The 23019-nt window shown below is 61.4% G+C and carries 10 protein-coding genes; 1 reads left to right on the plus strand and 9 read right to left on the minus strand.

The genetic code is table 11. The annotated features are described in order from the left end of the window. Positions 1 to 32: 32 nt before the first annotated feature. The 4 genes from BLQ85_RS04410 to BLQ85_RS04420 all read right to left on the minus strand — a co-directional run bounded on the left by BLQ85_RS04410 (position 33) and on the right by BLQ85_RS04420 (position 16614). Positions 33 to 12134: a calcium-binding protein gene (locus BLQ85_RS04410; protein ID WP_139200883.1), complete on the minus strand. Its 12102-nt coding sequence runs from the start codon at positions 12132 to 12134 to the stop codon at positions 33 to 35. A 25-nt stretch (positions 12135 to 12159) separates the two neighbouring features. Beyond that, positions 12160 to 12711 (minus strand): hypothetical protein, encoded by a 552-nt coding sequence (locus tag BLQ85_RS24130; protein ID WP_139200884.1) that lies wholly within the window; start codon positions 12709 to 12711, stop codon positions 12160 to 12162. 169 nt (positions 12712 to 12880) lie between these two features. After that, complete coding sequence (locus BLQ85_RS04415) at positions 12881 to 14359, minus strand: HlyD family type I secretion periplasmic adaptor subunit (protein ID WP_074575061.1); 1479 nt, start codon at positions 14357 to 14359, stop codon at positions 12881 to 12883. Further along, entirely contained in the window at positions 14356 to 16614 is a 2259-nt protein-coding gene (locus BLQ85_RS04420; protein WP_074575173.1) for a peptidase domain-containing ABC transporter, read from the minus strand. The genes BLQ85_RS04415 and BLQ85_RS04420 overlap by 4 nt, the downstream gene beginning before the upstream one ends. 340 nt (positions 16615 to 16954) lie before the next feature. Between BLQ85_RS04420 and BLQ85_RS04425 the strand changes: the two genes are divergently transcribed. Then, positions 16955 to 17302: a DOPA 4,5-dioxygenase family protein gene (locus BLQ85_RS04425; protein ID WP_074575062.1), complete on the plus strand. Its 348-nt coding sequence runs from the start codon at positions 16955 to 16957 to the stop codon at positions 17300 to 17302. A 3-nt stretch (positions 17303 to 17305) separates the two neighbouring features. On the opposite strand, the gene BLQ85_RS04430 is transcribed toward BLQ85_RS04425, so the two are convergent. From BLQ85_RS04430 to BLQ85_RS04450, 5 genes are all read right to left on the minus strand, one after another. Beyond that, the gene (locus BLQ85_RS04430; RefSeq protein WP_074575063.1) at positions 17306 to 18373 is read right to left on the minus strand and encodes an acyltransferase family protein; all 1068 of its coding nucleotides are present in this window, start codon (positions 18371 to 18373) and stop codon (positions 17306 to 17308) included. Positions 18374 to 18391: 18 nt separating this feature from the next. Next, positions 18392 to 19354 (minus strand): NAD(P)H-dependent flavin oxidoreductase, encoded by a 963-nt coding sequence (locus BLQ85_RS04435; protein ID WP_074575064.1) that lies wholly within the window; start codon positions 19352 to 19354, stop codon positions 18392 to 18394. Between the two features lie 73 nt (positions 19355 to 19427). Continuing rightward, a complete protein-coding gene (locus BLQ85_RS04440; protein ID WP_074575065.1) occupies positions 19428 to 21218 on the minus strand; it encodes an acyl-CoA dehydrogenase in 1791 nt (596 codons plus the stop codon). A gap of 117 nt (positions 21219 to 21335) precedes the next feature. Further along, positions 21336 to 22268: an electron transfer flavoprotein subunit alpha/FixB family protein gene (locus BLQ85_RS04445; RefSeq protein ID WP_074575066.1), complete on the minus strand. Its 933-nt coding sequence runs from the start codon at positions 22266 to 22268 to the stop codon at positions 21336 to 21338. Between the two features lie 11 nt (positions 22269 to 22279). After that, a partial coding sequence (locus BLQ85_RS04450) for an electron transfer flavoprotein subunit beta/FixA family protein (protein WP_074575174.1) occupies positions 22280 to 23019 on the minus strand: 740 nt, incomplete at its 5' end.

Below are 23019 nucleotides of genomic sequence, written 5' to 3' on the forward strand. Positions count from 1 at the left end.
GAACCAAATCAGCCGCGGCACTCACCATCCGCTTAGCCCAGTCGAATCAGCCCCTCTTGCAAGCTGGCCGTCGAATGCACGGCCTGCGCCTGCGCACCAAACTGCGCATTCGTCAGCACTTCCTGCGCCTTGCCCAGGCCCATGCCGGCCAGCGTGCCGTCCGCGCCATAGTGGTAGGCCAGGTCGCCGCCCAGGGCTTCGCTGTCGCTGCCCGCCAGGTGGAACTGCGTGAGCCCGTTGCTCAGCGCCCAACTGCTCAGCCCCGGTGTGGCCGTGCGCGCCGCGTCGAACGCGCCGACCAGGCCCTGGAAGTCAAAGGTTTGTACCTTTTTGTTGAGCAGCGGGTCGGTGGAATTCGCATCAAAGGCGGCCATGGCTTCGGATACCAATTGCAGGTTCAGCACGCTCCGGCTGGCGGTGTTGCCGTACCAGTTGTAGAAAGTCAGCTGGTCCGTTGCACTGATTTTGAGCACCAGGTCGTTACTGCTCTTTTGCAGGCTCAGGTTGGCATAGTTCAAACCGGAACCGCCCAGGCTAATGGTGTCGTTCGGGCTCACGGATGCACCGCTTGCGTACACCGTATCCTGTCCGTCGCCGACATTGAAGGCGATGAGGTCTTTCCCATTGCCGAGGTTGACCACGTCGTTTCCGGTGCCACCGATGAAGAGGTCGGCGTCAGCCTCGCTACCGCTCAAGGTGTCGGACCCGTCACCTCCATCAAGGTAGTTACTGCCAATGCCGCCCGTAAGGGAGTCATTTCCCGCACCGCCTTCCAGCACATCGAAACCATCCCCGCCGTAAAGCGAGTCGCTGCCACCACGCCCTTTCAGGATGTCATTGCTTGCAACTCCGTACAGGGTGTCGCTGCCCTCAGTGCCGCCAAAAACCACGTCAGCCGCCATGGCGGCAAAATCGGTCTTGTTCCACAGCGTACCGTCAGCAAACTCCACCTGCTCGATCTTGTAGGCGTCGTTCAAATACCACCTGCCCAGCGTGATCACGTCCGTCGTGCCCTCTATGCTCAGGTAGAGATTCCAGTGGTCACGGTTGAACTTGATATCGGCGGCTGCTATTGAACTATCAAAGCGCAGGGTGTCGATATTGCCCACCGCCGTGTCGTATTCGCTGATCATGTCCGAGCCGTCCCCCCGCTTATACAGGTAGACGTCGTTGCCAAGATTGCCATTGATCAGGTCATTGCCGGCCCCTCCGTCCATCACATCACCTTGGACAGAGCCCATCAAGGAGTCATCGCCTGCGGTTCCGCCAAACACCGCCATGGCTGCCAGGGCTGAGGTACCCCAGACCGTACCATCGGCAAACTCGATTTGCTCGATTTTGTAGGCGTTGTTGTTATTGCTGCTGAACCAGTCCCGCAGCGTGATCCGGTCCGAAGTCCCGTTGATATTCAGGTACATGTTGTAGCCATCGCGAGTCACCTTGACGTCCGACACGGCCACCGAGCTGTCGAAACGCACGGTATCGACGTTGCCACTCTGAGAGTCTGAATCGGCGATGGTGTCCGACCCATCTCCGCGCTTGTAGAGGTAGACATCGTTACCAAAGCCACCGCTCAGCAGGTCGTTACCGCCCAGCCCTTGCAGTACGTCGGCACCCACGGTGCCGGACAGGGAATCGTCCCCTGCCGTGCCACGAATAATGCTCAAGTCCAGCAGATCACTCAGGCCCCATACCGTACCGTCGGCGAACTCGACGCGCTCGACTTTGTCGGCATCGCCATCAAACCAGTTGCTCAGGATAATGCGGTCCGTCGTGCCATTGATGCCCAAATAGAGATTGGCCTGGTCCCGGGTCACATTGATGTCGGCCACTGTCACCGAGCTGTCGAAGCGGACCGTGTCGATATTTCCTGCGGATTCGTCGTGATCGGTGATGGTGTCCGTGCCGTCGCCCCGTTTGTACAGGTAAACGTCGTTACCGGCTTCACCGCGAAGCGTGTCGTTACCGGCCCCGCCCTCCATCGTCTCAACATCCGCGCTTCCCCACAGATAATCATCGCCGCTGGTGCCGACGAACACGGCGGCCGCCACCAAGGCAGTTACCTGGGCCTTGTCCCACACGGTTCCATCGGCAAACTCGATCTGCTCAATCCGGTATCTTTCGTGAAAGAACCAGTTCTTCACCGTGATCACATCAGCCGTACCCTCTATCTGCAAAAAGAGATGCCACGCATTGCGAGTGATCTTGACATCACTCGCCAGCACCGCATCGCCGAAGCGGAGGGTATCGATATTGCCCACGGTGTCATCGGACTCGCCAATGGTGTCCGAGCCGTCGCCGCGCTTGTACAGATATACATCGTTACCTGTGCCGCCATAGAGCGTATCGTTGCCCGTGCCGCCATCGATCACGTCGCCAAGCGCTGACCCCATCACGACATCATCGCCCGCAGTACCCGAGAACACCGCCGTCGCCGCCAGGGCCGAGGTATCCCAAATCGTGCCATCGGCAAACTCGACCTGCTCTATCCGCCTGCCGGCATTGCTAAACCAGCTGGCCAGCGTGATCCGATCTGCCGTGCCGTTGATTCCCAGGTATAAATTGCTGCCATCACGCGTTACCTGGACGTCAGACACGGTCACCGAGCTGTCGAAACGGACAGTATCAACATTGCCGTCCAGGGGATCGTATTCGTTGATGGTGTCCGAGCCGTCTCCAAGCTTATACAGGTAAACGTCGTTGCCGGCACCGCCATTGAGGGTGTCATTGCCGCCACCGCCTTCGAGCAGGTCGGCACCATCGGTACCCGCCAGCATGTCATCGCCTTCGGTGCCCGCAAACACCACGGGGAATGACTCCACGTCGGCCTTGGTCCAGACCGTTCCGTCGGCGAACTCGATTCGTTCGACCTGGTGGGCTTGGTCCGCAAACCAGCCACCCAAGGTAATCCGGTCGCTCGTCCCGTCAATCGTCAGGAAGAGGCTGGAACTGTCACGCGTGAGCTTGATGTCGCCGGGAGCAACTGTTGCGTCGAAACGGACCGTGTCGATATTGCCGGCGGTTTCGTCGTAGTCAAAAATCTCGTCATTCCCGCTGCCGCGGCCGAACAGGTACACGTCGTTACCTGTACCGCCCTCGAGGTAGTCATTCCCCGCACCGCCATCAAGCGTGTCGTCACCACCATTACCCACAAGATCATCGTCGCCACCAAGTGCATTGAGCACCTCCGAGGCCTCCGTACCGTACAGGGAATCGTCACCTTCAGTGCCCGATGCCATGGTGATCAGGCTTTCCAGCATGGCAGCATCCCACACCGTGCCATCGGCAAACTCAACCTGCTCAATCCGGCTTCCTTCATCGCCTAGCCAGTCGTTAAGGGCAATCCGGTCACCCGTGCCTTCGATGTGCAGATACAGGTCAGTCAGGCCCCGGGTTACCTTGATGTCAGCGGTGGTGATCGTTCCGTCATAGAACCGCAGGGTATCGATGTTGCCAACCGTCTCGTCATAATCCTGGATGCGATCAGAGCCGTCGCCCCGGCTGTACAGGTACACATCGTTGCCGGCACCATCATTCAGGGTGTCGTTACCAGTACCGCCCTCCAGCAGGTCATCGCCCGCTCCGCCGTCCAGGTAGTCGTCACCACTGCCACCGGCAATGATGTCGTTACCGCCCTGCCCGTACAGCTCGTCGGCGCCACCCAGGCCTCTCAGGAAATCACCGTCTTCCGTTCCTTCCAGGTAGTCATTACCTTCGGTAGGACCAAACACAGCCATGGCAGCCAGGTCTTCCTGCTGCCACACGGTGCCGTCGGCAAACAACACCCGCTCGACCTGGTAGGCCTCGCCTTGCATCCAGGAGTTGAGCTGGATACGGTCCTCGGTGCCGTCTATGCTCAGGGACAAATGCCCATAGGAATCGAAAGTGACCCTGACGTCGGTCGCTGAAATGCCGCTGTCAAATCGAATGGTGTCGATATTGCCCAGGGTTTCGTCATAGTCGTCGATGATGTCCTGGCCGTCGCCGCGCTTGAACAGGTACACATCGTTGCCCGCGCCGCCGCTCAGTATGTCATTGCCGCCCTGGCCGTTGAAAACCTCAAAGGCCTCCGAGCCGCTCAGCTCATCATCCCCTTCGGTTCCCGTGATGGCTATCGGCAACCTGGCTTCCAGCTCGGCCTTGCCCCACACCGTGCCATCGGCAAACTCGACCTGCTCCACCGTGTCGGCGCCCTCAGCAAACCAGTTGCTGATCTCGATGCGATCCGTGCTGCCGTCCATGCTGAGGTAGAGGTTCAAGCCTTCGCGGCTGACCCTGACGTCCGCCACGCTGACGGAATCATCAAAGCGGATGGTGTCCACATTGCCAGGCGTTGCATCGCCTTCGTGGATAGTGTCCACACCATCGCCGCGGCTGAAGAGATACACATCGCTGCCGGCCCCGCCGTCCAGCGTGTCGTCGCCCCTGCCGCCTTGCAGCAGGTCGTCGCCCGCACCCGCCAGCATGCGGTCGGTCACGCTGGTGCCGGTGATGGTGTCGGCATCCGAGGTGCCCGACAGGTCAAAGCCCTGGTCCAGCAAGTCCTGCAGGCTCAGCGTGCTGCCGTTGGCAAACTCGAAGTCCGACACGCTTTCGAAGTTTTCGGCGTCGCTTGGGTCGAAGTTTTCCAGGTAAATCTGGTCACCTTGGCTTCCCAGTTGGATCAGCAGCGAGCCATCGCCCAGGCCCAGTGTGGCGGTGGCGCTGACGCCGCTGCCAAAACGCACGGTGCCGCCGCCCGGGTCGCTGATGTGCACCTCGCCGCTGCCCGCGTTATAGACATAGATGTCCATGCCCGAATTGCCCGTCATGCGGGTATTCGGCCCTGCGATAAAGGTGGTGGCAAAGTCGGGTACACCGTACAGGTCCATGTCGCCAGCGCTGCCGTCCTTGAGCAAGCCCTTGCCGGTCAACTCGTCCGCGGAAAGCGTGGCCCCGCCCGAGGTGAACAGCACCGCCTGAGACATGGCACTGGAATCGGCATACCAGCCGGTAATCCGCAGGCTGTCGCTGCTGCCGATGATGGAGATCACGAGGTCCACACCATCGCTCTCGACCTTGAGTTCGCCGGCGGATGCGACTGCTGCGCGAATGCCGGCCACGTCGGCCGCATCTGCGGTCTGCGCACCCATGCCCGCGTAAAGCCGGGCATAGCCGAGGTCAAAGTCGGGCGCGGGCGGCGCCAGGGCGATCAGGTCCAGCAGGCTGCTGACCGTGCCGTCGGAGAACTCAAACTGCTGAACCACGCTGTTCAGCCCATCGCCAGTGCGCGGCATCATGATGCGTATGCCCTGGTCGGCTCCCCACAGAATGTCGAGTGTGACATGCGTGGCGCCGTCGAGGGAGCCCACCGCCTCTCCCCAAGACAGGGTCAGGTCCGCCAGCGAGAGCCCGGGGCCAAAGCTGACGATACCCTGGGGCAGCAGCTCGGCCTGGAGCAGCGGCTGCAATGCCGCAAAATCATTCGCCGTCAGCAGGGTGGGCGTGATGCCATGCGCAGCGTAATAGCTGCTGGCGACCAACCCGCTGGCCGGGTCTTCCACGCTGGTGTAGGGCGTCTTGTACAGCGCCGTCAAAGGCTCCACATATCGCCAGGTCGTGAAGGCATAAGCCATCGCGATGTCGAACGTGGGCCAGGCGTCGCTAGGGACAAAGGCGGCGCGTGCATCCTCCAGGGAATCGAAATAGCCCACGAAGTCTTCACCGAAGTCCAGGCGGTGTTTCCCGCCATACTGGTAGTTCTTTTTCCAGTCTTCAAAACCCAGGGCCTGGTAAATCGCCTTGATCTCCAGAGATTGCCCGAAGTTGTCTAGGTCGGATTCCCAATCGAAGCTCTGGCCAATCAGGTCTATACCCAGGTTGTCCGGGTTGACCAGGATGCGGCTGCTGTCGCGGCCCACCACTGTGTCGTGGCCGTCACCGACCACCATGGTTTGACCGAACTGCAGCAATTGGTCGCCGGTGCCGGCCATCAGCGTGCCGCCGCCTATCAGCTGCGCGTTGCCGGTGCCGCCATAGGCAAAACCGGCGCCGTAAATTATGTTATTGCCGGTGCCGCCTATCACGGCTGAATAGCCGTCGGCCGACACCGTCTGGTCGCCGTCGGCCAGTATCGAGAGGCCGAGGTTGTAGCTGTCCTGGCGGTGCCAGAAGTCAACTGCGACATAGCTCGGCAAATTGCCGGCCAGCGCGGGCGCGCCAGGGTCCTGGAAGGTCAGTTGGTTGACTTTGCCCGTGTAGTAGTCCGTATCGATGTCAACCCGTGTGTAGCCAATGTAGCCCATCAGGCCGGCGTCATACACAAGATTCCAGTCCGATTCAAAGTGGGAACTGGGATCTTTTGTCCAGTTCACCGAACTCCACGCATTTTCGAAGTTGAAGGCATAGTTATAGGACTGAAGCGTCGTTGTACCGTCGGCAACCGCGTTTGTTTGAAAGGTGACCGTGGCAGTCGTGTCCGTGGCGGGCTGCGATGGCAGATCCCCGCTCCATTCCTCAGCAGCAACGTGAGCAGTGATTACACCCGAGAGATCCTTGAAGAGCTCCGTCCTCTTGACATAGGCCTTGGAAATGTCCACCTCATAACTGGCGGCCCGGTACCACGAACCATCAACCCGCTGCGTGTAGCCGCCATCGGAGTAGCCCCGCGAAATTGAACCCAAGGCGCTGGACTGGAAATCCTTGAGCAAATTCGCCTGCAGCTGGGCCCAATCCGTCTGGCTGGCCGCCACGAGTGCTTCGCCCGTGGTGGTGTTACCCTGCGCATCCTCAAACACCCAGGAGGTCTGGGTGGAAGCGTAATAGTCCTTGATGCGCATGGACGCCGAGGTGCCGCGCACCTCGACCACCAGGTCATTGGCTCGCCGAGTGGCATACAGGTCTTCGAACTTCATGCCCGCCGCGCCCAGCTTGACGACCGAACCCTCGACGGAGTTATCGACCACCTTGCTGCGGTCGGCGCTGTAGTTCAGCACATAGGTGTCCAGGCCGTCGCCGCCGGCCAGCGTGTCATTGCCGCGGCTGGCGTAGAGCACATCGTTGCCGCCTTCGCCGTACAGCATGTCGTCGCCGTCACCGCCGTTGAGCACGTCGTTGCCGCCACCCGAATGCAGCGTGTCGTTGCCGTAGCCGCCGCTCAGGTTGTCGACACCCGTGCCGGAGGTCAGGCTGTCGTTGCCGTTACCCCCCAGCAGGATGTTGTTGCCGTTACCGGCTGAGAGCATATCGTTACCCTCACCGCCGTTCAGCGTGTCGTTGCCCGAACCGGCGGTCATGGTGTCGCTGCCCTGGTCGCCGTTCAAGGTGTTGTCGCCGTCGCCGGCCGTGATGCTGTCGTTGCCGACTCCACCACTGAGATTATTGTTGCCGTCACCTGCCACGATGGTGTCATCACCGTCGTCGCCGTTCAAGGTGTTGTCGCCGTCGCCGGTGGTGAGGCTGTCGTTCCCGACTCCACCACTGAGAGTATTGTTCCCGCTGCCTGCAGTGATGGTGTCATTGCCGTCATCGCCACTCAAGGTGTTGTTGCCATTACCCGCAGTAATGCTGTCGTTCCCGGAGCCGCCGTTGACGATGTTGTGGCCATTGCCCGCGGCAATGGTGTCGCTTCCCTCACCACCCTGCAGGTTGTTGTCCATGTCACCCATGGTGACGGTGTCATTGCCCGAACCCGCGTCGAAAGTGTTGTTGCCTTCGGTATCGATCAGGATGTCGTCGCCGTCACCCCCCAACAGGATGTCGTCGCCGGCGCCGCCTTCGAGGCGGTCGTTGCCAGTGTCTCCGCGCAGAGTGTCATTGCCATCACCGCCGAGCAGGATGTCATTTCCGCCGCCGCCAACCAGCACGTCCGCACCGGCCCCGCCGTCCAGGGTGTCGTTGCCATGGAACTCCAGGCTGACCTTGCTTTCGGCTGCGTCGCCCCAGAGAACGTCGTCCCCGGCGCCGCCCAGGACGGTGTCTTCGCCACCACCGCCTTCGGCGTAGTCGTTACCGTCGCCACCATCCAGAGAATCATTTCCGTGGTACTGGGTTTGCAAAAAGTCTTCATCATCGTTATCGCCATAGAGCTTGTCGTTGCCGGTGCCGCCTATCAGCGTATCGTCTCCGCCGTTACCCGTCAGGTTGTCATTGCCCGCCTCGCCATCGAGGAAGTCGTTGCCGTGGTATTCGCCGGACACATCGGATTCAACCCCATCACCCAGCAGGTTGTCGTTACCTTCCCCGCCGTAAAGCGTGTCGTCGCCTCCCGCGCCGAACAGCGTGTCGTTGCCGCCCTCCCCGTTCAGGTAATCGTCGCCATGGTATTCGCCGGCCAGATCTTCTTCACGGGCGTCGCCCTGCAATTCGTCGTCACCGTCTCCGCCATACAGGGTGTCATTGCCACCATCGCCGATGATCAGGTCGTCGCCGTCTTCACCGTCGATGTAGTCGTCCCCATGGTATTCAGCTGCCAGCAAAGATTCATCCGCATCGCCCTTTATTTGATCGTCACCATCTCCGCCATACAGCGTGTCATTTCCCCCGCCGCCCCAGAGGTGATCGTTTCCGTCCTCCCCATCCAGGTAGTCATCCCTCTGGTATTCGCCGGCGATAACGGACTCCGCAGCGTCACCCTCCATAGAGTCGTCGCCGTCACCGCCGTAAAGAGTGTCACTGCCCCCAAAGCCGTAAAGAATGTCGTCACCGGCTTCTCCGTCCAGGTAGTCACTCCCATGGTATTGGCCGGCAAGCTCCGCAGCATCGCCCCAAAGCACATCGGCTCCATCCCCGCCATACAGCGTGTCATTGCCGCCGTTGCCCGTGAGATGGTCGTTGCCATCCTCTCCGTCGAGGTAATCGTCGCCGTGGTACTGGCCCGCGAGTTCGGATTCCGCGGCGTCACCGATCAGAATGTCATTGCCGGCCCCGCCATACAGGGTGTCGGCTTTTCCATAACCGACCAGTATGTCGTCGCCATCCTCTCCATCGAGATAATCGCTGCCGTGGTATTCGCCCGACAAAACTGAGCTGGACGCGTCACCCCACAGAACATCATTGCCCGCGCCGCCAAACAGCGAGTCGTCCTGGCCGTATCCCCAGAGCTTGTCGTTACCCTCGCCGCCATCCAGAAAGTCGCTGCCGTGATTCGCGGCCGGAGTGTAGTCATAGCCACCCGGTGTGTTAACGCCGTCTCCGCGCAGCTCATCGTCCCCAAGACCACCCTCAATGATGTCATCACCCTCCAGGCCCCAGAGCTTGTCGTCGCCTGCACCGCCTTCAATGCGGTCGTCGCCACGGCCGGCATACACCAGGTCGCTGCCATCTCCGGCATCGATGGCGTCCGACGCATCGTCCATCTCGGTGCCGCCGCCGTGGTAGAGCAATGAAGGATCCCAGTTGTCGGTAGGCCCTCCACGCTGGGAGCCGGCCACGCTGGTAGCGCTCAGGATGATGTCATTGCCCGCACCGCCATTGATGGTGTCGCTGCCCTTGCCGCCGCCTATCAGGTCGTCGCCAGTTCCGCCGTCGATCTCGTCGTTACCGTCATCACCATAAAGAAGGTCATTGCCGCCTTTGCCGTCAATCTTGTCATTGCCGGCACCTCCCTTGATCACATCCTTGTAGCCGGCATCAACAACCCCTCCGGTGAGCACGCCCTCCGCCGTCCAGCTAGTACTGGCCCAGTCGTAGGACTGGTCGCCGGTTTGCGGGTTGGTGACGGTTTGGCCGCGCTGGTCGCCAATGAAGGTCTTGGCGACTTCCCCCGCATCCTTGAGGTTGATGGTCCAAGGGTTGGAATCGGCAGTCTGATTGCTTCCCTGGTAACTCGCGCTGAGAAGTCCATTGGCGTCGGCGGTCACATCGCCTGTCTGCACCAGCGAAAAAGTGACCTTGTCCTGGCCTTCGGCCAAGGTGATCACGGCGCCATCGGCATCCACCGTCCTGTCGCCCAGGACGACTTTGAATTTGTCTCCCATCGCGGACAAACTCAGCGTGATGGTATCGCCCGCCTTGGCAGCAATGTTCAGGAAGAGGACGTAAGGGCTGCCGCTTCCTTCGTCGATCAAACTGGAACCGCTGACTGTGGCGGGATTAAAACTGGTGTCCGTGAAGGGATTGCTGCCTCCCCCTTCTTGCAAAACGAGCTTGACCGCACTTGCGAGCTGGATACCCAGGTAACCGCCGTTTTGGGCCTTGATCAGGTCAAAATTATTGATGGTGACAGAATTGTCCACACTGCCGGGACGGGTAATGACGAGTTTTTTGCCGGTCGCTGAACGGGCATCGTCGTAGACAGTCAGTTCAACCTTGGCCCCCGAACTGAGTTCAGCAATCCATACGTTGCGCCGGCCCGAAGCTTTGGCAGTGTCAATGGTCAAGCCATCAATTTTTATCTGGCCCAACCCGTCCGCATCGAGGATAGTGTCTTTGCCAAAGACGCCGGAGAACAGGTAAACGTCGGCGCCTGCGCCACCCACCAGCGTGTCGCCGTCAGCGCCACCATCCAGTGTGTCATCGCCCGCATCACCTTCGAGATAGTCGCCTCCGGCTTTGCCTCTCAAGGTGTCATTGCCACCACCGCCGTAAAGGCGATCCTCTAGCTTATTGTCCGAGCCAGTGAGGAAGTTGGCTTGGTCATCGCCAAAAGCAATCAATTGGCTAGGTACCGGCCCCGTGACGCCACCCTGGCGAGCGGTATTCTCCCCAAGAAGAATGCGCTCTACCCCCGTTGTGGGATCGATGTAGCGAAATTCATAACTGCGATCATTCCGCAGAAGACTGCTGTAACCAATGCTGTCATTGTTGGCTGTACGGCTTGCAACAAGAGCAGCCAACAATGCTGTGCGGTCCTTCACCCAATCCGTGGTTAACGTTCCTGTTTTTTCGACAGGATCATAAATATCCAGTTCCCCATTGCCGTTAAAGCTTGAATAGTTCAAGCCCTCAATGGCAAATGAGTTGAGTTGTACCAATGCATACAGATGAGCGATGTGCGTCGGCTTAATGTTCTGAGGTAACAACACCAACGTGCCGTCAAAACTTGCGTTCGCTTGCTGGACAAAAAAGTTCCCAACCAATTTGGCGAAGGCCAACTCTGTAGTCGGCAGTTGCGCCAGAGGACTGCCCGTAACTGCACGGTAGATTTGCGCAAATATCGCGACCGATTCTTTTAGTGGGTTGTCTTCCAGCGTCGCTGCTTTTAACAGGGCCGCAAGCTGATCAACATTGGAACGCGGAGCTACACGAGACAATACACCCGCTAGCAGTGCGATTGGCTCGGAATGCGCGCGAGGATCTTCAAACAAACTCGCTATCGCGCCAATTCCTCCGCTGAACCAGTCCTGCAGCGGCGTACCAAAAAAACTGACGTCCTTAAGGACAGTACCGGCCATCCAACCACCTTCAAAAGCAAGACTGGAAAGGGCCCCCGCGATCGTACTGCGGGCGATTATGTACAGAGCCCTCGCCCCCGTTGCCCCTGTCAAAACGGCGGCAGGAGCGGCTTGCGGCTGAGCAAAGCGCTTCAACCAAGTGGGCATTTCAAGCACCACGCCAGTGTTGATGAATTTTCGATAGCCGGCGGTTATCTCACCAATGGCACTCGTTGAAAAGTTAATCAGTTCTTTGCGGTACCCTTCAGCCACCTTTTCAGGCGTTAAATTGTCAGGATTATCGATAATTACTTTGAGTTTCCATGCCGTCCACGCTGCACCAGCAAACGAGCTCACCCCAGTGCTGATGGCTGCCGCGACCTTTTCGCCGTAAGCCCTGCGGGCAAGATCTGCCAACTCGAGGTTCTGCGGCAGCCCAAGAGCATTGGCCAACGCAATTCGCGATGCATTCATGTCGCCCGCGGCTTCGGCGATGAGTCGCTCGTAATAGGCAAGCGCAACGGGATTTGTCACCTGACTCGCAATTTCGGTCAACTTTCGGTGCAAACTGGCTGAGAGCCCGTAATTTGCCAACGCATTGACTTCGTTGATGCGGGCACCTGAAATAACATCTTGGACCAACTTAGGCGAGGCTGTTAGAAGCCAACTAAGTGCCTTATCGACGCTTTCGGAGGCAATCGCACCAATCATGACTGCGGTGCCGTCGTTAGCGGGAGCATCACGCCACTCGCCGTATTGTTCGTATTTGAGCAAAATTCCCATATATTTCCCCTCGAAGGACTAAAAATTAGCGTTCGTGAATGGTGAACACTCTGACCAAGCTATCGAAAACGGATCTCAAGATAACGACGGAAAAGTACGCGCATGACAACGCGAATCCACCCTGAATCAAAGCTGCAAAGAAGGCTGCTCCACCGCCGGCACATAGCGCTGAAGTCTTTCTATTGATTGAAGCTAGTCCAGCGTCTCCAGGTGCAAATAACCAGCCCCAGATGTAGGTGGGGACCAACGCAACCGCGGCAAACAAGAAGACGTAAAAGGCGCCCCAAACTGCTCGCCAACCTCTAACTAATTGCAGTAGTTGTCTGGGATGTGCATAGTAGAGTGCGACAAGTTTGATTGGAAAAAAAACTGCATCTAACGCCAACATTAGTCCACTTCCCGTATCAAGGCCTGCCGCACAACGCGCAAAGGATTGCACCATCGGAACCCACTGGCCGACTGCGGCAACAAATGCGGTGATTTCTGGATACGGCACAAGCACCGAAGGCCTGCCATATAGAGAAGCCATCAGTTCTAAAAAACTCAGCCCGATCACCACGCCCCAACCGATGATCAAGCGGCTACGCTTAATGGGTGATTGAACGGGGTCACTACATTGGGAGGCCTTCACAGCAATACTCCAATCAAATTAAAACCACTAAACAGCATTGCGCCAATTCTTGTGTTAGCCGGCAGTGACCTTTCCCCTCTTCTCGCCAGCATCTGAATAAGCACCATGTACCCCCTCACCTCTCCCTCCCCGACTCCTGCACCGCCTTCTGCACAGGCGACAGCAAATACTCCAGCACCGTCCGCTTGCCCTGGTTGATCTCGGCCACCACCTGCATGCCCGGCGTGATGACCAGGGCCTTGCCCTGCGGATCCTTGAGAACCTGCTCATCGAGCTTGACGCGCACCTTGTAGGTGGCCATGGCGGCAGCCGCAGCCGCCGCGGCATCGGCAGCGCTTGAGCCGGCGCTGGCTGATGACGCGCTGCCGCTGCCCTGGTTGTTCTGCGTGGCGTCGGCGCTGATGTGGATCACCTTGCCCATCAACATGCCGTACTTTTGAAACGGATAGGCCGCGAGCTTGACCTGCGCCGACTGGCCCACTTGCACAAAACCCACGTCGTCGTTCTTGATGGAGACATCGGCAAACAGCTGCTCGCCCTGGGGCACCAAGGTCAGCACCACGCTGCCGGGCTGCACGACGGCGCCCACGGTGGTGGTGGCCAGGTCTTTGATGACGCCGTCTTGCGGGGCGCGCAGCTCCATCAGGCCTTCCTTGTAAATGCTTTTGTCGAGCGTGGGTTGCAGCTGCGCGGTTTTGGCGCGAACTTCGGCCAGCTCTTTTTGCAGCTCGCTTTTGTAGGCGCTTTGCAGCTGGCTGATTTTTTTGGTTTGCGCGGCGATGGTGGCGGTGAAGGCCTGCACGGCGGATTGCTGGGCGTCGAGGTCCTTGGCTTTTTCTATCGCTTCGCGCTGCTTGTCGGCGGCGGCCAGGCTGCCCATAAAGCCTTCTTTTTCGAGCTTCTCGTACGCGGCGGCGGTGCGCTGGTAGGTCGGTAAGGTTTGCTGCAGCTTGGTGAGCATTTCGGCTGCGCCTTTTTTCTCATGCTCGGCTTTGGTGAGCATGGACTTTTCCTGGTCCAGGCTGTCGAGAAAGGCTTTGCGGTGGGCGATGTACTGGCTTTGCACATGGGCAAAGCGTTGCGGGTCGTCGCCGGCCTTGGGCAGCATGGGCTGGTCGGCCAGTTCGGCCTCGAGCCTGCGCATCTGCAGTTGCTGGGTGGCGAGGTCGCTGCTGATGCCGGCCTTGTCGGCGCTGGCGAGCGTCGTGTCCAGCCGCGCCAGCACCTGGCCGCGCTTGACGGTGTCGCCTTCGTTGACCAGCAGTTCCTTGACGACGCCGGGCTCGGCGGGCTGCACGATCTTGACCAGGGTTTGCGGCACGAGTTTGCCTTCGGCCGTGGCGATGATGTCGAGCTTGCCGATGGCGGCCCAGATGAGCAGGATAAACACCAGCGCCGAGACGGACCACAGCACGATGCGGCCGAACTCGCTGGGGGGCTCGTTCTGTATCAGCCTGAGCGGGTCATGCCACTGGCTGGGCGGGCGCAGCGGAACGACCTTGGCGGAAGCTTGTGTGGAGGCCTGCGCGGCGGCGGCCGGGGCCTCTGGTTGCGGTGAACCGGCCTGCTGCGCGTTGGGGGGCATGGCGCTCATTCCTCGCCCTCCGGCTTGGGCACGGTGCGCAGCGTGGCGCCTCCGCTGTGAGGTGTATGGCCCATGGACGTGACCTTGCCGGGCTGGCCTGGCGCGGGCGACATCAGCTGCGCGCCCGTGGCCGTGAGGCGGAACACCGCGTCTATCTTGAGGCCCTTGGGCAGGCCGTGGGTGATGAAGAGCATGGTGACCTTGCCCTTGAGGGCATTGATGGTTTGCGCGAAGTGTTCGGCCGTGGGGCCGTCGAGCGCGCTGGTGGCTTCGTCAAACACCAGGATGCTGGGGCGCTTGAGCAGCGCGCGCGCAATGGCGATACGCTGCTTCTGCCCGCCCGAGAGGCCGGCGCCGCGCTCGCCGATTTCGGTCTGGTAGCCCTGGGGCTGGGCCTCGATGACGCTGTGGATCTCGGCCATCTTGCAGGCGGCGGTGATCTGCTCAAAGGTGGCGTTGGGGCTGGCCATCTGCAGGTTGTCGTAGATGGTGCCGCTGAACAGCATGGTCTCTTGCGGCACCACGCCGAAGTGGCTGCGCAGCTCGTTGGCCGAGAGGTAGCGTATGTCTATGCCGTCGATCAGGATGCGGCCGGCGCTGGGCTGGTAAAAGCCCTGCAGCAGCTTGGCCAAGGTGCTTTTGCCGCAACCCGAGGGGCCCATGATGCCTATCATCTGGCCCGGCTTGACATTCAGCGAGAGGTTTTCATACACCAGCGGCAGGTGCTCGGCGTATTTAAAGGCGATGTCGTGGATCTGTATCTCGCCCTTGCGCGCGGTGTCGCGCGCGGGAATCACTGAATAGGGCTCTATCGGCGCGTTCATCAAGTCGCCCAGGCGCGCGACCGACAGGCTGGCCTGCTGGAACTGCTGCCACAGGCCCACCAGGCGCAGCATGGGCTGCGAGAGACGGCCCGAGAACATCTGGAAGGCCACCAGCATGCCGATGGTGAACTCCTTGCTGTGCATGACGGTGTAAGCGCCTATGCCCAGGATCAGCAGGCTCATCAATTGTTCAAGCAGGTTGGACGCGGTGTTGTAGGTATTGGCCAGCTGCTTGGTGGCGAAGCCGGCCTGCAAATAGCTGGCGAGGTAGCCGCTGTATTTGCTGTTGAGCTGGGGCTCGAGCTGCAGCGACTTGACGGTTTCCAGGCCCACAACATATTCCGTGAGGAAAGCCTGGTTGCGCGCGCCCATCTGGAACTGCTCCTGCAGCCGCGCCTGGAACAGCGGCGCCACCACCAGGCTCAGGCCGACGATGACGGCCAGGATGGCCAGCACGATCAGCGTCAGGGTGACGCTGTAATAAAACATGATGGCGACGAAGATCAGCAAAAAGGGAAAGTCCAGCACCAGCGTGACGGCCGCGCTGGCGATGAACTCGCGAATGGTTTCCACGCCGTGCAGCCGCGCCGCGATGACGCCGGTGGGCCGGTGCTGGAAGTACAGCGGCGGCAGCTTGAACAAACGCTCGAACACCGAGGAGCCCAGCACCGCATCGACCCGGTTGCCGGTGTGCAGCACCAGGTATTGGCGCAACCAGGACAGCGCCGCGGAGAAAGTCATGAACACCAGCATGCCGATGGCGATGACGATGAGCGTGCTTTCGGTGCGGTGCACCACCACCTTGTCGATGATGGCCTGGGTAAAGAGCGGCGCGGCCAGCGCGATGAGCTGGATGACCAGGGAGGCCAGCAGCACCTCCTGCCAGAGTTTTTTGTGCTTGAGCAGCTCGGGCACAAACCAGCTGAAACCGAATTTGCGCGACTGCCGCGCCTGGGCGTCGCTGTCGGGGTCGGCGGCCGGGTCGGCCTGCGGCGTCACGCGCGTGATGTGGCCGCTGTAGCGCAGGGCAAACTCGGCCAGCTCCAGCGTGCGCGGGTTGGCGTCGCCGGCTTCGATCAGCAGCAGCTTGGTGGCATCGGCCTGCAGGACCAGGGCGGGCGCTGTTTGTTCGGGTGCCTGCGCTTCTTCCGTGCCGGGGTCTTTTGGGTCCTCACCGGCCGCCTGGGCCGGAGCGGGGTTGGCCGCCTTGGGCTGCAGCCAGGCGATCAGTGGAAAACTTTCCTTGTTCAGCTTTTCGGCCTTGGCCTTGTGGTGAACAGCGTCAAAGCCGTAGGCCTGCATGGCCTCCAGCAAGGAGCGGGTTGTGTAAGGCGCCGCCAATTGCTGCCGCGCCAGCGCATCCGAAAACGGCTTGCGATGTAAGGCGCAGACCCCCTGCAATGCCCAGAAGAAGGCATCGCCCGATACTTTTTTATCCATCATCCCCGACCCGTTGCGCTTGAACCAGCTACTGTTATTTGTCGCGCCACTTGCGCGTTTCATTTATCTCCTGCCAGTGCGCCTCCTGGCGCCTGCTAACACGGCCGGATCAGTTTAGAGTCAAAAAACACTTGGCAACTACTATTTCTTCTTCTGTGTTGCATTCCTGGAATTTTTTCCAGGGAAAACCAGTGCATTTGTAAATGGGCCGACATTTGCGGCCGCAGGCCTCCTCTAAACAGAGGAGCCCGCAACAGCAGCAGGCAAAGCCCTTGCCTGCGCCATGGCACGGCCAAGCCGCAATAATTGATCCCGAACACCCCCTATATTCGTGTCCGCCATGATTCAACGCCCCGAAAACATCCACCGCCACTACCACGCCCATCTCTATTTCGGGCCGGACACCGTGGAGCAGGCGCGCGCGCTGGCAAGCCGGGCCGGCGAGTTGTTCCATGTGGGTGTGGGCCGCGTGCATGAACGCGAAGTGGGGCCGCACCCGCGCTGGAGCTGCCAGCTGTCGTTTGACAGCGCGGAGTTCGACCGCATCATCCCCTGGCTGGAGAGCGAGCGCCAGGGCCTGGATGTGTTTGTGCACGGGGTGACGGGTGACGACCTGGCGGACCACACCACGCATGCCTCATGGCTGGGCCAGCCGGCCGAGCTCAAGCTCGAGATGTTCAGGCGTTGAGGTTCAGGCGCTGAGCTTGCGAGGGGCCAACCGCAGGGGCGCGGATTCCACCCAGCGGTACAGCGCCTGCCCCGCGAGCAGGGACAGCACAAACGCCAGCAGCATGCCCAGCGCATTCGCGGCAAGCTGCGTGGGCCAGAAGTGGCTGACCACGGCATTGACCAGCAGGCAGACCGGGAAGTGGATCAGGAACACCGAGTACGAGATGCGGCCCAGCTGCTGGAGCCGGCGCTGCCGCAGCCAGCGCAGCGGCCAGGCATCTTGCGGCGCGCCGCTGAGCCACACCAGGACCAGCGCAGTCACCACGGCCACGACCAGCCGCCCCCGGAAATCCAGCGCCAGGGCCAGCGTGCCCAGGACGGCAATGGCCGAGAGCCAAAACCCGCGGCGCGCACCCGCCTCGCGTGAAGCCCAGAAGGCCAGCATGCCCAGCGCGTAAGCGCCGAAGAAGTACAGCGCGGTGATGTCAAAGGACGGTTGCCGGTTGAACACCAGCAAGGACAGCAACGCGATCAGCAAAACGGCCATGGCGCCCGCCGACACCGCCGTGCTGGTGCGCAGGCGCCGCGAAGCGGCAAACACCAGCACCGCCACCGCGTAAAGCTGAAGATCCATCGCCACATACCAGACGCCGGCCGACAGCGACTCCTGGCCCAGCAGGTCCTGCAGCAACAGGCCATGGGCCAGCAACTGCAGCAGCGTGGGCGCCGCGGGCACCGAGGGGTGGTCAAACCAGGGCCTGAGCAGCGCGGCCACCAGAACGCTGGCGGCCAGTGCCACCAGATAGGGTTTCACCAAGCGGCCATAACGGCGCAGGATCAAAGGCCCGGCGGCGTCGAACACAGCCGTGCCCTTTGGCGCCAGCGAGGCGGCGGCCAGGAAGCCGCCCACCACCAGGAAGAGCTGCACCGCCATGCGGCCGTAGTCATAAAGCCAGTCCATGAGCCCGGGCGCATAGCCGTAGACCACGTCCGACATGGGTCCGTAAAAAGCCAGGTGGTGCCAGACGATGAGCACGCAGGCCAGGCCTTTGAGGGCGTCAAGGCCCTGGAGGCGCTGAGGTGCCGTCATCAGGTCGCTACCGAATTGCTAGGCGCAGACCCGCTGGCGCGCGTCAAAGTATTCGCGCTTGAGCTGCTCCACAAAGGCTGCGGCGCTTTGCACCTTGCTGACGGCGCCTATGCCCTGGCCGCAGCCCCAGATGTCTTTCCAGGCCTTGGACTTGCTGCCTTCGCCGCCGCCGAAGTTCATGGTCTTGACGTCGCCCTCGGGCAGGTTGTCCGGGTCCATGCCGGCCGCGCGAATCGAAGGCGCGAGGTAGTTGCCGTGCACGCCGGTAAACAGGCTGCTGTAGACGATGTCGTCGGAACTGCCGTCGACGATGGCCTGCTTGTAGGCGTCGGCGGCGCGCGCCTCGTCGGTGGCGATGAAGGCCGAGCCTATATAAGCAAAGTCGGCGCCCATGGCCTGCGCGGCCAGCACCGCGCCGCCGGTGGAGATGGCGCCCGACAGCGCCAGCGGGCCGTCAAACCACTGGCGAATTTCCTGGATCAGCGCAAAAGGGCTTTTGACGCCCGCATGGCCGCCCGCACCGGCGGCCACGGCCACCAGGCCGTCCGCGCCTTTTTCAATCGCCTTGCGCGCGAACTTGTTGTTGATGATGTCGTGCAGGACCACCCCGCCGTAGCTGTGCGCCGCCGCATTGATGTCCTCGCGCGCGCCCAGGCTGGTGATGTAGATGGGCACCTTGTATTTCACGCACAGCTCCATGTCGTGCTCCAGCCTGTCGTTGGACTTGTGCACGATCTGGTTGATGGCAAAGGGCGCGGCGGGCTTGTCGGGGTTGGCCTTGTTGTGGGCGGCCAGCGTCTCGGTGATTTCGGCCAGCCACTCATCGAGCTGCGATGCCGGGCGCGCATTGAGCGCGGGCATGGCGCCCACCACGCCGGCCTTGCACTGCGCGATGACCAGCTTGGGGTTGCTGATGATGAAGAGCGGCGAGCCGATGATGGGCAAGGGCAGCTGGTTCAATGCGCCGGGCAGTCTGGACATGGTGGCTCCGTGGGTATCAAAGACAGGGGGATTCAGGAAAACAGGCTGCCGCCGGTGAGTGGCGGCAGCCCTGTCAGAACGCGTCCAGCGCCAGCGCGGTCACGCTGTCGGCGCCTTCGACAATGCTGTCGCGCAGGCCGGGGGCCTTGGTCAGCAAGTGGTCGGCGTAAAAACGCGCGGTGGTGACTTTGGCCTGCATGAAGGCCACGTCGGTCCCCTGCGCGATCTGTTCCTGCGCCACCAGCAGCGAACGGGCCATCTGCCAGCCGGCGACCACATTGCCCGCGAGCATCAGATAGGGCACGCTGCCGGCGAACACCGCATTGGGGCTGGCCTTGGTATTGCCGGCCACAAAATCCACCACATCGACAAAGGCCTCACGCGCGGCCTTCAGGCGTTTGGCCACAGCGACGGCATCCGCATTGCCCTGCTTGACGAGTTGTTTTTCGGTGGCTTCGATCTGGCCGGCAATCGCCTTGGCCACCTGGCCGCCGTCGCGCGAGGTCTTGCGGCCTATCAGGTCGTTGGCCTGGATGGCGGTCGTGCCTTCGTAAATCGTCAGGATCTTGGCGTCGCGGTAATACTGCGCCGCGCCGGTTTCCTCGATAAAGCCCATGCCGCCATGCACCTGCACGCCCAGCGAGGTGACTTCCAGGCTCATCTCGGTGCTGTAGCCCTTGACCAGCGGCACCATGAATTCATAAAAAGCCTGGTTCTGCTTGCGCACCTCGGCATCGGGATGGTGGTGGGCCGCGTCGTAAGCCGCGGCGGCCACAGAGGCCATGGCCCGGCAGCCTTCGGTGTAGGCGCGCATGGTCATCAACATGCGCTTGACGTCGGGGTGGTGGATGATGGGCGCGCTGGCCTTGATCGAACCATCGACGGGCCGGCTCTGCACGCGGTCTTTCGAAAACGCCACGGCCTTCTGGTAGGCGCGCTCGGCAATCGCGATGCCCTGCATGCCGACGGCGTAGCGCGCGGAGTTCATCATGATGAACATGTATTCGAGGCCGCGGTTTTCCTCGCCGACGATGTAGCCCACGGCGCCGCCATGGTCGCCGTACTGCAGCACAGCGGTGGGCGAGGCCTTGATGCCCATCTTGTGTTCAATGCTCACGCAGTGCACGTCGTTGCGCGCGCCCAGGGCGCCGTCCTTGCCGACCATGAACTTGGGCACGACAAACAGGCTGATGCCTTTGACGCCTTCGGGCGCGCCCGTCACGCGGGCCAGCACCAGGTGCACGATGTTCTCGGCCATGTCGTGCTCACCATAGGTGATAAAGATCTTGGTGCCGAAAATCTTGTAAGTGCCGTCGGGCTGGGGCTCGGCACGGCTGCGCACCATGGCCAGGTCCGAGCCGGCCTGCGGCTCGGTCAGGTTCATGGTGCCTGTCCACTGGCCGCTCACGAGTTTTTCGAGGTAGACCGCCTTGAGATCATCGGAGCCGGCAGTCAGCAGCGCCTCGATGGCGCCGTCGCTGAGCAGCGGGCACAGCGCGAAGCTCATGTTGGCCGAGTTGAGCATTTCGCCGCAGGCCGCGCCTATGGTCTTGGGCAGGCCCTGGCCGCCGAAATCAGCCGGGTGCTGCAGGCCTTGCCAGCCGCCTTCGACGTATTGCTTGAACGCTTCCTTGAAGCCGGGCGTGGTGGTGACTTCGCCGTTTTTCCAGCTCGAGGGATTGATGTCGCCGTCGCGGTTCAGCGGGGCCAGCACGCCTTCATTGAATTTCGCGCATTCCTCGAGCACCGCCTGCGCGGTGTCCAGGCCGGCCTCTTCAAAGCCCGGGATTTTGGCGATCTGTTCGATATTGGCCAGGTGCTGGATGTCAAACAGCATGTCCTTGACGGGGGCGGTGTAGCTCATTTTTGTCTCCGAAATTCTTGCTCCTTCCCCCACTGGGGGGAAGGTTGGGAGGGGGCCGCAGCGAGCGCTGCCGACCCTCCCCCCTGCCCTCCCCCAACAGGGGAGGGAGTTCAGTACTTACAGTGCCGCAACCAGCTCAGGCACGGCCGTGAACAGGTCGGCTTCCAGGCCGTAGTCGGCCACGCTGAAGATGGGCGCTTCGGGGTCCTTGTTGATCGCCACAATGACCTTGCTGTCCTTCATGCCGGCCAAGTGCTGGATCGCGCCGGAAATACCAGCGGCGATATAGAGCTGGGGCGCCACGATCTTGCCGGTCTGGCCCACCTGCCAGTCGTTGGGCGCATAACCCGCATCGACGGCGGCCCGGCTCGCGCCCAGGGCCGCGCCCAGCTTGTCGGCCAGCGGCGTCAGCACTTCGCTGAACTTCTCGCTGGAGCCCAGCGCGCGTCCGCCCGAAACAATGATCTTGGCCGCCGTCAGCTCGGGGCGGTCGCTCTTGGCGATCTCCGAGCCCAGGAAGCTCGACTTGCCGCTGTCGGCCACACCGGCCGGCGTTTCGATCGCGGCCGAGCCGCCGCTGGCGGCTGCCGCGTCAAAGCCCGTGGTGCGCACGGTGATGACTTTGGTGGCGTCCAGGCTTTGCACGATGGCGATCGCGTTGCCGGCGTAAATCGGGCGCTCAAAGGTGTCGGCAGCATCAACCTTGGTGATGTCGGAGATCTGGCCCACGTCCAGCGTCGCGGCCACGCGCGGGGCGATGTTCTTGCCCGAGGCGGTGGCGGGAAACAGGATGTGCGAATAAGCGGAGGCAATGGCCACCACCTGGGCGGCCATGTTCTCGGCCAGGCCGTGGGCGAAGTGCTCGCCTTCGACATGGATGACTTTGGCGACGCCGGCAATCGCGGCGGCGGCCTTGGCGGCGGCTTCGGCGCCCTTGCCGGCCACCAGCACGTGGACTTCACCGCCGCACTGGGCGGCAGCGGTCACGGTGTTCAGGGTCGCTGGCTTGATGCTGGCGTTGTCGTGTTCGGCAATAACGAGTGCGGTCATGTCATCAGTCCTTAAATTACTTTGGCTTCGTTCTTGAGCTTGTCCACCAGGGCGGCCACGTCGGCCACCTTGACGCCGGCGCTGCGCTTGGGCGGCTCGCTGACCTTCAGGGTCTTGATGCGCGGCTTGACGTCCACGCCCAGGTCTTCGGGCTTGAGGCTGTCGAGCTGCTTTTTCTTGGCCTTCATGATGTTGGGCAGGGTGACGTAGCGCGGCTCGTTGAGGCGCAGGTCGGTGGTGATGATGGCCGGCAGCGTGAGCGAGAGGGTTTCCAGCCCGCCGTCGACTTCGCGCGTGACCTTGGCTTTGCCGCCTTCGACCTCGACCTTGGAGGCAAAGGTGGCCTGGGGCCAGCCCAGCAGCGCGGCCAGCATCTGGCCGGTCTGGTTGCAGTCGTCGTCGATGGCCTGCTTGCCCAGGATGACGAGCTGGGGTTGTTCTTTCTCGACCAGGGCCTTGAGCAGCTTGGCCACGGCCAGGGGCTGCAGTTCTTCGGCGGTCTCGACCAGGATGGCGCGGTCGGCGCCGATCGCCATGGCGGTGCGCAGGGTTTCCTGGCACTGCGCAACGCCGCAGCTGACGGCGATGACTTCGGTGACGACGCCCTTTTCTTTCAGGCGCGTGGCTTCCTCGACGGCGATCTCGTCAAACGGGTTCATGCTCATCTTGACGTTGGCGATGTCGACACCGCTGCCATCGGATTTGACGCGGACTTTCACGTTGTAGTCGACTACACGTTTGACGGGGACCA

The sequence above is a fragment of the Polaromonas sp. JS666 genome (assembly GCF_900103405.1).
Classification (GTDB): domain Bacteria; phylum Pseudomonadota; class Gammaproteobacteria; order Burkholderiales; family Burkholderiaceae_C; genus Polaromonas.

Excerpts from the sequence above, each read along its gene's own strand:
- BLQ85_RS04445 (WP_074575066.1), bottom strand. The coding sequence starts at position 22,268 with ATGACCGCACTCGTTATTGCCGAACACGACAACGCCAGCATCAAGCCA.
- BLQ85_RS04435 (WP_074575064.1), bottom strand. The coding sequence starts at position 19,354 with ATGTCCAGACTGCCCGGCGCATTGAACCAGCTGCCCTTGCCCATCATC.
- BLQ85_RS04410 (WP_139200883.1), bottom strand. The coding sequence starts at position 12,134 with ATGGGAATTTTGCTCAAATACGAACAATACGGCGAGTGGCGTGATGCT.
- BLQ85_RS04420 (WP_074575173.1), bottom strand. The coding sequence starts at position 16,614 with ATGGATAAAAAAGTATCGGGCGATGCCTTCTTCTGGGCATTGCAGGGG.
- BLQ85_RS04440 (WP_074575065.1), bottom strand. The coding sequence starts at position 21,218 with ATGAGCTACACCGCCCCCGTCAAGGACATGCTGTTTGACATCCAGCAC.
- BLQ85_RS04415 (WP_074575061.1), bottom strand. The coding sequence starts at position 14,359 with ATGAGCGCCATGCCCCCCAACGCGCAGCAGGCCGGTTCACCGCAACCA.
- BLQ85_RS04430 (WP_074575063.1), bottom strand. The coding sequence starts at position 18,373 with ATGACGGCACCTCAGCGCCTCCAGGGCCTTGACGCCCTCAAAGGCCTG.
- BLQ85_RS04425 (WP_074575062.1), top strand. The coding sequence starts at position 16,955 with ATGATTCAACGCCCCGAAAACATCCACCGCCACTACCACGCCCATCTC.